Source organism: Terrirubrum flagellatum (assembly GCF_022059845.1).
Taxonomy (GTDB): Bacteria; Pseudomonadota; Alphaproteobacteria; order Rhizobiales; family Beijerinckiaceae; genus Terrirubrum; species Terrirubrum flagellatum.
This window is the reverse complement of the sequence record NZ_CP091851.1, coordinates 1,314,850-1,326,842: the sequence shown is the minus strand read 5'-3', so window position 1 is coordinate 1,326,842 and position 11,993 is coordinate 1,314,850. Positions and strand designations below refer to the sequence as shown.

Annotated in this window: 10 protein-coding genes; 9 read left to right on the top strand and 1 reads right to left on the bottom strand. The window is 61.6% G+C overall.

All coding sequences use genetic code 11. The features are described from left to right. The first annotated feature begins 24 nt into the window (after positions 1-24). The 9 genes from L8F45_RS06490 to L8F45_RS06450 all read left to right on the top strand — a co-directional run bounded on the left by L8F45_RS06490 (position 25) and on the right by L8F45_RS06450 (position 10,694). The gene (locus L8F45_RS06490; protein ID WP_342362067.1) at positions 25-1,614 is read left to right on the top strand and encodes an ABC transporter substrate-binding protein; all 1,590 of its coding nucleotides are present in this window, start codon (positions 25-27) and stop codon (positions 1,612-1,614) included. A 286-nt stretch (positions 1,615-1,900) separates the two neighbouring features. Then, positions 1,901-3,205, top strand: a complete 1,305-nt coding sequence (locus tag L8F45_RS06485) for an NtaA/DmoA family FMN-dependent monooxygenase (RefSeq protein WP_342362066.1) — start codon at positions 1,901-1,903, stop codon at positions 3,203-3,205. 56 nt (positions 3,206-3,261) lie between these two features. Next, positions 3,262-4,569 carry an NtaA/DmoA family FMN-dependent monooxygenase gene (locus L8F45_RS06480; protein WP_342362065.1) on the top strand — a complete coding sequence of 436 codons (1,308 nt, stop codon included), beginning with the start codon at positions 3,262-3,264 and terminating at the stop codon, positions 4,567-4,569. Between the two features lie 86 nt (positions 4,570-4,655). After that, positions 4,656-5,933 carry an NtaA/DmoA family FMN-dependent monooxygenase gene (locus L8F45_RS06475; RefSeq protein WP_342362064.1) on the top strand — a complete coding sequence of 426 codons (1,278 nt, stop codon included), beginning with the start codon at positions 4,656-4,658 and terminating at the stop codon, positions 5,931-5,933. A 39-nt stretch (positions 5,934-5,972) separates the two neighbouring features. Beyond that, the gene (locus tag L8F45_RS06470) at positions 5,973-6,515 is read left to right on the top strand and encodes a flavin reductase (RefSeq protein WP_342362063.1); all 543 of its coding nucleotides are present in this window, start codon (positions 5,973-5,975) and stop codon (positions 6,513-6,515) included. A gap of 63 nt (positions 6,516-6,578) precedes the next feature. Further along, positions 6,579-7,637 (top strand): LLM class flavin-dependent oxidoreductase, encoded by a 1,059-nt coding sequence (locus tag L8F45_RS06465; protein ID WP_342362062.1) that lies wholly within the window; start codon positions 6,579-6,581, stop codon positions 7,635-7,637. Further along, positions 7,634-8,158, top strand: a complete 525-nt coding sequence (locus L8F45_RS06460; protein ID WP_342362061.1) for a flavin reductase family protein — start codon at positions 7,634-7,636, stop codon at positions 8,156-8,158. The genes L8F45_RS06465 and L8F45_RS06460 overlap by 4 nt, the downstream gene beginning before the upstream one ends. A gap of 34 nt (positions 8,159-8,192) precedes the next feature. Continuing rightward, positions 8,193-9,452 carry a bifunctional 3,4-dihydroxy-2-butanone-4-phosphate synthase/GTP cyclohydrolase II gene (locus tag L8F45_RS06455; protein WP_342362060.1) on the top strand — a complete coding sequence of 420 codons (1,260 nt, stop codon included), beginning with the start codon at positions 8,193-8,195 and terminating at the stop codon, positions 9,450-9,452. An 18-nt stretch (positions 9,453-9,470) separates the two neighbouring features. Further along, positions 9,471-10,694 carry an MFS transporter gene (locus tag L8F45_RS06450; protein ID WP_342362059.1) on the top strand — a complete coding sequence of 408 codons (1,224 nt, stop codon included), beginning with the start codon at positions 9,471-9,473 and terminating at the stop codon, positions 10,692-10,694. Between the two features lie 36 nt (positions 10,695-10,730). Here the strand turns inward: L8F45_RS06450 and L8F45_RS06445 are convergent, their stop codons facing one another. After that, positions 10,731-11,378, bottom strand: a complete 648-nt coding sequence (locus tag L8F45_RS06445; protein ID WP_342362058.1) for a glutathione S-transferase family protein — start codon at positions 11,376-11,378, stop codon at positions 10,731-10,733. Positions 11,379-11,993: the final 615 nt, after the last annotated feature.

Here is an 11,993-nt window from a genome sequence, read left to right as displayed (position 1 = left end):
CGCATCCTCGGAGCAAACTAATCCATGGCGAAACCTATCGATCCGGCAGACGAGTTCTTCAACGACGCGTGGCTCGATCGCCGTCAACTCCTGCTTGGCGCAGCCGCAGCCGGCGGCGGACTTCTGTCAGCCATTGCGGCTTGCCCCGCGCTTGCGAACGAGAAGCGCGGCGGCGTCTTGCGATATGGCTTCGGCGACACGAATGCCGGCGAGCAGATGGACCCGGCGACCGTGCAGAACGGCGCCAGCATCGAACTTATGCATGTCATTTTCGAGCCGCTGGTCAGGCGCGGGAAAGACTGGAAGTTCTCTCCCTGGCTCGCCGAGTCCTATGAACTCGACAGAGACAAGAACATCTGGACATTCCATCTGCGCAAGGGTGTCAAGTTTCACGACGGCTCGCCGCTGACGGCCAAAGACGTCATCTACTCGCTTGGGCGTCTCGTCGACGAAAAGGTCGGCGCATCGCTGCGATCGCGCCTGAAAGGAAGCTTCAACGCCGGCAGCCTCGAAGCGGTCGACGAGCACACCGTCAGGATCCACATGCTCCGGCGCGATACGATGCTCGACCAACCGCTCTCGCGCTACAATACGGGGATCATCAAGGCGGGAACCGTCCCGACCGCCGACCCAAAAACCGCGATCGGCACCGGCCCCTTCAAGATCAAGAGTTTCGAACCCGGCCAATCCTGGCAGGTTGAACGGTTCGCAGGATATTGGCAGCCCGGCGTGCCGCTCCTTGACGGGATCCAATGCATCAACATTCCGGACCAGAGCGCGAAGGTGCAATCCGTGATCTCGGGCGCGGTCGACCTCATCGATCCGGTCGACTCGGTTCTCGTCAAACAGCTCGCCGCCAATCCCAAAGTCAGGGTGGAGCCGCTGCCGAGCGCGATGTCGTGGTGCATCTTTCTCGACCAGAAAGTGAAGCCTTTCGACGATGTGCGCGTAAGGCGCGCGATCAAGCTTGCCGTCGACCGCAAGCTAATCCTCGACACCGTCTATCAGGGACTCGGCGTGATCACGCCTGATGTTCCATTGCCGCCCGGCGATCCAATGTTTCCCACCGATCTCGGCGACGGCGCCCAGGACATTCCCGGCGCGAAGAAATTGCTGGCCGAGGCTGGTTTTCCCAATGGCCTCGAGTTCACGCTCTACACCTCGCCCATCCTTCCCGGCATGGTCGACCTTGCGGTCACGTTTGCTGAATCCGTCAAAGCCGCCGGAATCCGCGTCACGGTCAACCAATGGCCCGCCGCGACATATTGGGATCAGGTGTGGATCAAGTATCCCACCTATGTCGACTACAATTACCGTCGCAACGCGCACGACGCTCTTGATCTCGTTTTCGCCAAGGGCACGCCTTACGCGGACGGCGTAAACTTCGACCAGGACGGCAAGCTGCGCGAATTCATCGACAAGGCGCTGGTCGAATCAGATCCCGCGAAGCAGGTCGAGATGTACAAGGACGCGTTGCGCCGCGTCGCGCTCGAATCCGGCGTCATCATCCCCTGCTTCCTCAGCCGCAATTTCACGCTCAACAAGAATGCGCGCGGTGAACTGTTCAAGTGGGAAATGCCGATATCGTATTATCTTCTGTCCAAGGACGCGTAAGCACTGCAACGATATCTTGCGAGACAGGCGCGGCCGGACCGGCCGCATCGCGGCGGTGACGCATCGATCGCATTTCCTGCACAATCTTCACGATTCGCACGATAGTTCGCGCGCCGACATCCGTCACGCTGCCTCTTTTTGCGTGCGACTGCCCAAGGCGAAATCGTCGAACAAGGCGGGAGATGCTTGTGGCATTCCCGATGGTTTTCCCGGATCGCAATGCGATGATTTCGGTGTCAGCGGCCGCGTCGGACCGCGCCGACGCCAACCTAGAGGGAAGCAGCAAGTGGCCGCAAAAAAATTTCACCTCGGCTGGTTCATGACCGCCACGGTCGACGACTGGAATCAGCCTTTCTCGGCGAACGGCAATCCCTGGGATGGTGAATTCTTCGTCGATATGGCGAAGGCGATGGAGCGTGCGTGCTTCGATTACATCATGCTCGAAGATACGTTGATGATCGCCGACGCCTATGGCGATAGCACCGAGGCATACCTGAAGTACGCCCTCATGGGGCCTAAAATGGATCCGGCGCCGCAGGCGGCGCTGATCGGCGCCGCCACCAAGAGCATGGGTGTGGTCGCTACATTTTCGACCATGGCCTATCCGCCCTTCATGCTGGCGCGTCTTTGCACAACGCTTGATCACATCTGCACCGGCCGCTTCGGCTGGAACATCGTCACGACAGGCGAGAATCATGCAGCGCGCAATTTCGGCATGGATGAGCTGCCGCCGCGCCAGCAGCGATATGACATGGCGGACGAATACATCCAGGTCGTCAGCGCGCTATGGAAAAGCTGGGACCCCGACGCCGTCGTCCTCGATCGGGAAACCAGCACTTACGCGGATTACAGAAAAGTCCGGCCCATCAATTTTTCCGGCAAATATTACAAGGTGCGCGGCCCGCTCAACACCGCGCCTTCGCCGCAGGGCCGGCCTGCTTTTGTGCAAGCCGGCGGCTCGCCGCGCGGTCGCCAGTTCGCCGCGGAAACCGCTGACAGCATCATCGCAGCGGCCTCCGGCGTCGAAGCGATGCGGGAGTATCGCGACGACATCCGCAAGCGCGCCGCAGCGGCGGGGCGCAATCCGGACGACATCAAGGTCCTCTTCATCGTGGCGCCGGTGCTGGCGGAAACCAAGGCCGCAGCCCAGGAGAGATTCGATCTCTACTTCGACTCGCCCGACTATATCGTGAAGGCGCTGGCGGGCATCAGCTCCGTCACCGACATCGACTTCTCCAAATTCGATCTCGACTCCGAACTGCCGCGTCTGACGACGAATGGCGAGCAAGGTTCGCTCGACGCGTTTGCGCAATGGGGCAGCGGCAAGACGCTCCGCCAGCTCGTCAAGGATCGCGCCAAGCGCGGACTCGACGGCATGGTCGGCACGCCCGAGCAGGTCGCCGAGCGGCTGATCGAGGTGAACGAGGAGTTCCAGGGCGACGGTTTTCTGATCAATTCACCATTCCAGAAGATCAGCCGCCGTTATGTGAACGAAATCTGCGAAGGCTTGGTGCCGGCGTTGCAGCGCCGCGGCGTCGTGCGAACCGAATACACCAGGAGCACGCTGCGCGAGACGCTGCTCGAATTCTAGGAGTGAGCCAGCTCCAGAGAGTCTCCACGAACGCGCCAATCGGAAACCGGAAGCACATGCCGACAAAGAAATTCCACCTTGGCTGGTTCACCAATTTCATTACCGACGAATGGATGCTGCCTTTCACATCGGGCGGCCGCCCATGGGATGGCAAATTCTACATCGGCATGGCGCAGGCGATGGAGCGGGCCTGCTTCGACTATATCATGCTTGAAGACACGCTGATGATTTCGGAAGCTTATGGCGGCACCTCCGAGGCCTATCTCAAGCACGCGATCATGGCGCCAAAACATGATCCCACGCCGCTTGCGGCGTTGCTCGGCGCCAACACCAAACACATGGGCATCGTCGCCACCATGTCCACCATGGCCTGGCCGCCCTTCATGCTGGCGCGTGTCAGCAATACGCTGGACCACATCTGCAAGGGCCGGTTCGGTTGGAACATCGTTACGTCAGGCGAAAATCACGCCGCACGCAATTTCGGCATGGACGAATTGCCGCCACGCCAGGATCGCTATGACATGGCCGACGAATATGTCGAGCTGGTCAAACAGCTTTGGGGGAGCTGGGACCCCGACGCCGTCGTGCTCGATCACAATAACGAGACCTACGCGGACTACACCAAAGTGCGGCCGATCGATTTCGTGGGCAAATACTACAAGTGCCGCGGGCCTCTCAACACCGCTCCCTCCCCGCAGGGCCGGCCGGCCTTCGTGCAGGCAGGCGGCTCGCCGCGCGGTCGCCAGTTCGCGGCGGAAACGGCCGACAGCATCATCGCGCCGTCGGCCGGCGTCCAGGGCAACAAGGCCTATCGCGACGATGTGCGGGCGCGCGCCATCGCCGCCGGACGCGATCCTGACGAGATCAAGGTGCTGTTCGTGGTCGCGCCCATTCTCGGCGAAACCGACGCTGAGGCGCAGGCCAAATTCGAGCGTATCCGGCAATCCCCGTCATTCATCGAGCGGACGCTGGCGGGCATCAGCTCCATCACCGATATCGACTTCGCGAAATTCGATCTCGACAAGGAGCTGCCGCGCCTGACCACCAACGGCGAACAAGGCTCGCTCGACGCCTTCGCGCAATGGGGCAGCGGCAGGACGCTGCGCCAGATCGTCATGGAGCAGGTCTCCCGCGGTCTCGACGGCATGGTCGGCACGCCGGATCGCGTTTCCGCCAATATGGGAGAGATCATGGAAAAGATTGGCGGCGACGGCTTCCTGATCACGCGCCCGCACACCACGTTCGTCAGCCGCCAATACATCACCGACATTTGCGAAGGGCTGGTTCCCGCCCTGCAGCGGCGCGGACTCACGCGCACCTCATACACCAAGAGCACGCTGCGCGAGACGTTGCGCGAGTTCTGATTGCAAGCAGGGCGATCAGGTCCGACGGAAAGTCGACGAAAGGCATGATGATGGGCGCGAAGAAGAAGTTTCACCTGGGATGGTTCATGAATTTCACGCCCGACGAATGGGAGCGTCCGCTCACGTCGGCGGGCGGACAACCCTGGGACGGCAAGTTCTTCATCGACTGGGCGCAGGAGATGGAGCGCGCGTGCTTCGACTACATCATGATCGAAGACACCCTGATGATCTCCGACTCCTACGGTCACAGCCCTCAAGCCTATCTCAAGCACGCCATCATGGGGCCGAAGCACGACCCCGCGCCGCTTGCAGCGCTGCTCGGCGCCAATACCCAGAGAATGGGCGTGGTCGCGACGCTCTCGACCATGGCCTATCCGCCCTTCATGCTCGCGCGGCTCTGCAACACGCTGGATCATATCTGCAAAGGCAGATTCGGGTGGAACATCGTCACGTCAGGCGAGAATCTCGCGGCGCAGAATTTCGGTATGGACGAATTACCGCCGCGTCAGGCCCGCTACGATATGGCCGACGAATATGTCGAACTGGTCAAACAGCTTTGGGGGAGCTGGGAGGCTGACGCAGTCGTACTCGATCGCCAAAGTGGAACCTACGCGGACCACAGGAAAGTGCGGCCGATCAACTTCGTCGGAAAATATTTCAAATGCCGCGGCCCGCTCAACACGGCGCCTTCGCCGCAGGGTCGCCCAGCATTCGTGCAGGCGGGCGGATCGCCGCGCGGCCGGAAATTCGCCGCCTTGACCGCCGACAGCATCATCGCTCCATCAGCTGGCGTCAAAGCCAACAAGGCCTATCGCGACGACGTCCGCGCTCACGCAGCCGCAGCCGGCCGCAATCCGGACGAAGTCAAAGTCCTGTTCGTGGTCTCGCCCATTCTCGGCGCGACCCGATCCGAAGCTATGGACAAGCTCAAGCGCATCCAGTCGGCGCCCTATTACATCGAGAAAACGCTAGCCGGCCGCAGTTCGACATCGGACATCGACTTTTCCAGGTTCGATCTCGACAAGGAGCTGCCGCCGCTCACCACCAATGGCGAGCAAGGTTCGCTCGACGCCTTCGCCCAGTGGGGCAGCGGCAAGACGCTGCGCGAGCTGGTCTGGGACAATATCTCGCGCGGCCTCGAAGGGATGGTCGGCACGCCTGACTCCGTCGCCGACTACATGGAGCAGGTCGCCGAGCAGGTTGGAGGCGACGGCTTCCTGATCACGAAGCCTCAGACGACTCTCGTGAACCGCCGATATATTTCGGAAATCTGCGAGGGCCTGATCCCGGCGCTGCAACGACGCGGCCTCGTGCGCACGCAATACACGAAAACCACACTCCGCGAGACGCTTCTTGAATTCTGAGACGGTGAGTTGTCGCCCCTCTTCGTTAGCGAGGCATCCATGACAAGCAATCTGGCGATCGCTGCCGCTCCCGAGTTCGACATTCCTGCCTCCTCCGTCGACAGCAAGGCGTTTCGGAGCGGCATGGCGAGGCTTGCGGCGGGCGTCAACATCATCACAAGCGCCGGCCCCGCCGGCCCATGCGGGTTCACCGCGTCTGCGGTCTGCAGCGTGACCGACGATCCGCCGACCCTGCTCGTCTGCATGAATCGCAGCAGCCAGTCCTACGCCGTGATCAAGGAGAGCGGTGTCTTGTGCGTCAACACGGTTTCGGGCCTGCATGAAGAGCTTTCGATGCGATTTGCAGGCGCAAATGGCGTCAAAGACATGGATGCAAGATTCACCGGGGCCGACTGGATCACATTGGTCACCGGAGCTCCATGCCTCGCGGATGCGAACGTCGCCTTCGATTGTCGCGTCGTTCGAAGCATCGAAATCGGCACGCATGATGCGCTGTTCTGCGAAGTCGTCGCGGTCCGCGAAGCGGAGAATTCGGAAGGCCTCGTCTATTTCGGCCGCAAGTTTCATCGCGTCGTCGCCTGACGCCGAACCGCTGACGCAAGATAAGGAGCCTGCTGTGAGCCGTCGTCGAATCGAGCGTTCCTGATGCGCCTCTCGGTTCTCGATCAATCGGGCGTTGTCGCCGGACGATCACCCGATGCTTCCATCCGCGAGTCGCTGGCGCTGGCGCGCGCGTGTGAGGAGCTCGGCTATTGCAGGTACTGGGTTTCGGAGCATCACAACAACGAGGCGCTCGCCGGCTCCGCCCCGGAGATCCTGCTTGGAGCGCTGGCGACGATCACGCGCTCGATCCGCATCGGCAGCGCCGGCGTCATGCTGCCGCACTACGCGCCCCTGAAAGTCGCCGAGCAGTTTCGCGTTCTCGACGCGCTTGCGCCGGGACGCATCGATCTCGGCATCGGCCGCGGCCCCGGCGCCGATCGCCAGACAAGCTACGCGCTGAGGCCGGCGATGATGGACAATCCGCTGATGATGGCGGCCGCCGACTCTTTCGCAAACGATGTCAGCGATGTGATCGCATGGTCGCTCACCGAGCCGTTGCCTGACGACCATCCGTTTGCAGGCGTCCGCGCCCAACCGGTGAGCGAAACCGCGCCGCAACCCTGGCTGCTCGGGAGCACGCCGTTCACTGCGAGTCTCGCCGGGCATCTCGGGCTGCCGTTCTGTTTCGCCCACTTCTTCCATGACGGCGAAGGCTGCGCCGAGGCGTTGGACGCCTATCGCGCGCACTTCCGGCCAGGCCGACATTTCAGCAAGCCATATGTGAGCCTTTGCGTCTGGGCGCTCGCTGCGCCGACAGCGAGCCTCGGCGAAGATCTGTTTCTTCCCTATGCTTGCTGGCGGCTCGATCGCGATCGCATGCGCCATACGCCATTTCCTGGACCATCCGAGATCGCGGCGCGGGTCCTGTCGGCGCGAGAGGAGGAGCGCATCGCACAGCTTCGCGGCGCGACCATCTTTGGCGAAGCGCGCGCAGTCGCCGCGCAACTTCGTCGTCTCTCCGAGACTTTTGCGGCCGACGAGATGGCGATCGTGACCATGACGCACGATCCGGCGGATCGTCTGCGCTCGTACGAACTCGTCGCGCGCGAGATGGGCCTCTCGGCCGCCGATCCCTGCGCAAAAGCGGAGCGCGTTCAATGACGGTCATCACTCCTCCGATCTCACCGACAATCGACGTCAAGACTTTCTGGAAGACTCTCAGCGAGCGGGCGACCGGCATGACGGTCGTCACCGCCGATAGCGACGAAGGCCCGACCGGATTTCTCGGTCTGTCTGCGACCCATGTAGCGGCTGACCCCGCCACCATGCTGGTGTCGATCGACCGCAAGACCATCGCGCTCGCCGGCGTTCTGTCGCGACGCCACTTCGCGGTGAATTTCCTCGCCTCCGATGCTGCGGCAGTCGCCAACGCCTTCGGCGGGAAGGCAGGGCTATCCGGCGCCGCGCGCTTCATCGACGGTGAGTGGACGACGCTCACCACCGGCGCCCCGGTCTACAAGAACGCGCTCGGCGTCTTCGACTGCTCCATCACTGATGTGATTGAACGCGGAAATGTTTCGATCATCATCGGCGCCGTGGTCGGCGCGGCCGCGCGCGGCGAAGGCGAGCCGTTAGTCTATTTCCGCGGCAAGACCTACACGACGCTAAGCGCCGCGACATAACGAATCTTGACCCTCCACAAGCGCCGCGCCCGCAATGCTTTCATCGAACATACAACAAGCCGTCACGGAACTCGCAAAAGGCCGGATCGTCGTTCTGGTCGATGATGAGCAGAAGAACGAGGGTGACCTCGTCATGGCTGCCGCCCGCGCCACGCCTGAGGCCGTGGCGTTCATGGTGCGCCACACTAGCGGGGTGATCTGCGCCGCGCTTCCCGGCAGACGGCTCGACGAACTGCAATTGCCCCTGATGCCGGCCGACAACACGGATGCGCAGCGAGGCGCGTTCACGGTCTCGGTCGACGCGCGCCATGGAACGACAACCGGCATCTCGGCGGCGGATCGCGTCGCGACCATCCGCGCGCTCATTCATCCCGACACGAAACCAGGAGACCTCGCGCGGCCAGGCCACATTTTCCCGCTGCGCGCAGTCGAGGGCGGCGTGCTGCGTCGCATGCGCCCCACCGAGGCGACAGTCGATCTTGCGCGAGCCGCCGGGCTTTACCCCGCCGGCATTCTGGCCGAAGTGGTCAACGATGACGGCGCCCTGGCGCGCGGTCGGCAGCTCGAAACATTCGCCGAGACGCATGGCCTGACAATCGCGAGCATAGGCGATCTCGTCCAATATCGCCGGCGCACCGAACAGCTCGTCAAACGGCTGTCGCAAGCGCGACTTCCCACGCGCCATGGCGACTTCGCTATCCACGTATATGAGTCTCTCATTGACGGTATCCAGCATGTCGCTCTCGTCATGGGCGATGTCGCGTCGATCGCGAACGTGCTCGTAAGAGTCCATTCCGAGTGTCTCACCGGCGATATCTTTGGATCAATGCGCTGCGACTGCGGCCGCCAACTGGATGAGGCGTTTGCACGCGTCGCGGCCGAGGGCCGCGGCGTAATCGTTTATCTGCGTGGCCATGAGGGACGCGGCATCGGCATCGGACACAAGGTCAGCGCCTATCGGCTGCAGGACCAGGGCCGCGATACGCTGGAGGCGAATCTCGAGCTTGGCCTTCCCGTCGATGCGCGAGACTATTCGGTCGGAGCGCAGATCCTCGCAGACCTCGGCGTGACGAGCATCCGCCTCATGACCAATAACCCTGCAAAGTACGACAGCATTGCGGAATTTGGATTGAGCATCAGCGAGCGCGTGCCCCTCGTCACCAAGCCGACTCGCCACAATCTGCAATATCTGCGCGCCAAGCAGCAAAAAATGGGACACCTGCTGGATCTCGCAGAAGACAAGCCCTCGCGATCGATGTCGCTTGACCGCGTCTGCGCGAGCGCGGTCGAATAAAGCGTTGTGGAGCGGAAGTTGGCGCAATCAGCCGAGGCGCAGCCCAATCGATGGCCTAGCGAAGCGGACTTCTGGCGCCTGTGGCTGGTTGGCGCGGTCCAGTTCAGCGTGCGTTGGATCGAGATGCTCGCGATCGGTATTTTCGTCTATCAAAGCACCGGTTCGCCTTTTCTGGTGACTTTATTGACGATGCTTCGGGTTCTTCCGCTCGCATTATTCGGCGCCTTCGTGGGCGCCGCGGCGGATCTTGTCGAAGGCCGCGCCGTCCTGCTGTTGAACACCCTGACATTGCTGGCGACGTCCGTGACGATGGCGTTTCTCGCTTATGCGGGCCGCCTCGAAATCTGGCATCTCGCGATCGCGACCTTCACGAGCGGGGTGATTTGGTCCACGGACATGCCGCTTCGACGACTGATGATAGGACGAGTCGTTGGCCCCGATCGCATGGCCAACGCCATGGTTTTCGACGTCGGCTCCAGCAATGCGAGCCGCATGGCCGGACCCGCGATTGGCGGCGCTGCGCTTGCGGCGTGGGGCATCAATGGCTGCTTTGCGCTCGGTGCCGTCATGTATCTCCTGGCCATTCTGGCCGCAGCAGGGATTCGCTATCGCAATCCCCATAAACCGAACAATTCGAGCCTCCGGCTCCGAAACATTCTCGACGCCGTCGCGCTCGTCCGCAGCGATAAAAGACTGCTGGGCGTCTTCGCGATCACCTTCATCTTCAATCTGTTCGCATGGCCGAATCTCAGCCTCATCCCGGTGATCGGCAAAGACAACCTCCATCTCGGGCCGACCGGTGTGGGCTTGCTCGCCAGCATGGAGGGCGTCGGAGCAATCACTGGAGTCCTTGTGGTCTATTTTTTCGGACGACCCGCCTACTATCCCAAACTCTACATCTACAGCGTGCTCGCCTACCTCGTCGCGCTGACGACTTTCGCGATGTTGCCTGACCCCTCGCTGGCCGGCGTTGCTTTGTTCATGGCTGGCCTCGGCGGCTCGGGTTTCGCGATCACCCAGTCCACGCTTGCGTTTCGCTCCGCGACGCCCGAGATGCGAGGGCGCATCCTCGGGCTCCTTTCGGTCTCGATCGGCATAGGCCCGCTCGGCTTTCTCCAGGTCGGCCTGCTGGCCAATGCGTTCGGCGCTCCGCTCGCCACCATCATTACCGGCTGCGAAGGGCTGGTCGCGCTGCTTCTGACCCAGCGCTTCTGGCGCGAAATCAGAATGAGAAGCGATTAAGCGCGTTCAACTTGCGCGGCTGCCGCGCCCAGGCGACTAATAATCGAGACGGCCATAGAGCTCCTGAAATGGAATCATGACGTGCTCCCGATAGGCGGCGCGCTCCTGCAGACGCGCATACCACGCTTCCACATTCAGAACGGATGGGCGTTCGATATCGAGATTGAAATAGCGGTAGAGATGGGTTCCGATCGGGATGTCGGCGAGCGTCAGCGCATCGCCGAGCATGAAGGCGCGATCCTCGAGATGACGGTCCAACAGCATGAAATGCTGGGAACAAAGATCGACTTTTCTATTGACCGAACGCAGATCACGCCGCTCTTCCGGCGTTCGATAGAACCCCCAAAAGACCCCGTTCAGAAAATCTGGCTGCAACGTCGTCTGCGCCCAATCCATCCATCGATCCGGCAGGGAACGTTCAGCCGGGTCACTGTTCCAGAACAACCCATGCCCGTAGCGGTCGGCCAAGTAACGCAAGATTGCATGCGACTCCCAAACGACGATGCCGTTGTCATCGACGACAGGCACCTTGCCGTGCGGATTCAGCGCCCTAAATTCGTTCGTGTCCAAACCGCCGAATTGTCCACCTAGTTCGACGTGGCGATGCGGAAGTCGCATTTCGCCGACGAGCCACATGACCTTCTGCACGTTAAAAGAGCTTTTCCTTCCATAGATCTTGAGCATCGGCCGCCTCGGCAAATCATAAATAGGACCGCATGACAAGAATATCCGAAAGCAAGGAAAGTCCATCAATTTCCGGAGCAAGAAAGATTTGGAGCTCTGGAAGGCGCGACGATCCCTCCCCATTAGACGAGGCTGTCTGAATGTCCTTAGCGCGAGACGCGGCGCCGCTCAGCGCCAACTCCTGACATTCAGGGCCGTTCCTCATAGCAGACGTTGGCGATGGGGCGAGGCGGCTAAAAGACAGTGCGGCTAACTCTCGCGCTGAAGGCCGATCGCCGGGTGTGACGAGTCCATGCCCCCTGGCGTGAGAGCCGCATCGCGACATCCGAAGGGCCCGGTGATAAAGATCGCGGAAAAACCAGTAGGCGCCGGACTCTTTAAAAAAAATTCAGACAAAGGTGGAGACGCCGACTGCGGCGCGCCGAAAGGGGAATGGGCTTTCGCGCGCAGGCTGATCGCCGCAGCATGTGTTCCGCCGTTCACAGGCCAGCCGCCAGGCTGGTTGTGCTCGAAGCTCTCCGCTGCAATCTCGATGAATAGATGATGCAGGCGTCAACGCAGATCGTTGCAATCTCCACGCGCTTCGATCTTCGAGCACGCCGTGCGACCGCAGGA

What these genes read in the sequence shown, in the direction of transcription:
- L8F45_RS06445 (WP_342362058.1), bottom strand. Translation starts at nt 11,378, where the DNA reads ATGCTCAAGATCTATGGAAGGAAAAGCTCTTTTAACGTGCAGAAGGTC.
- L8F45_RS06480 (WP_342362065.1), top strand. Translation starts at nt 3,262, where the DNA reads ATGCCGACAAAGAAATTCCACCTTGGCTGGTTCACCAATTTCATTACC.
- L8F45_RS06490 (WP_342362067.1), top strand. Translation starts at nt 25, where the DNA reads ATGGCGAAACCTATCGATCCGGCAGACGAGTTCTTCAACGACGCGTGG.
- L8F45_RS06475 (WP_342362064.1), top strand. Translation starts at nt 4,656, where the DNA reads ATGAATTTCACGCCCGACGAATGGGAGCGTCCGCTCACGTCGGCGGGC.
- L8F45_RS06455 (WP_342362060.1), top strand. Translation starts at nt 8,193, where the DNA reads ATGCTTTCATCGAACATACAACAAGCCGTCACGGAACTCGCAAAAGGC.
- L8F45_RS06465 (WP_342362062.1), top strand. Translation starts at nt 6,579, where the DNA reads ATGCGCCTCTCGGTTCTCGATCAATCGGGCGTTGTCGCCGGACGATCA.
- L8F45_RS06460 (WP_342362061.1), top strand. Translation starts at nt 7,634, where the DNA reads ATGACGGTCATCACTCCTCCGATCTCACCGACAATCGACGTCAAGACT.
- L8F45_RS06470 (WP_342362063.1), top strand. Translation starts at nt 5,973, where the DNA reads ATGACAAGCAATCTGGCGATCGCTGCCGCTCCCGAGTTCGACATTCCT.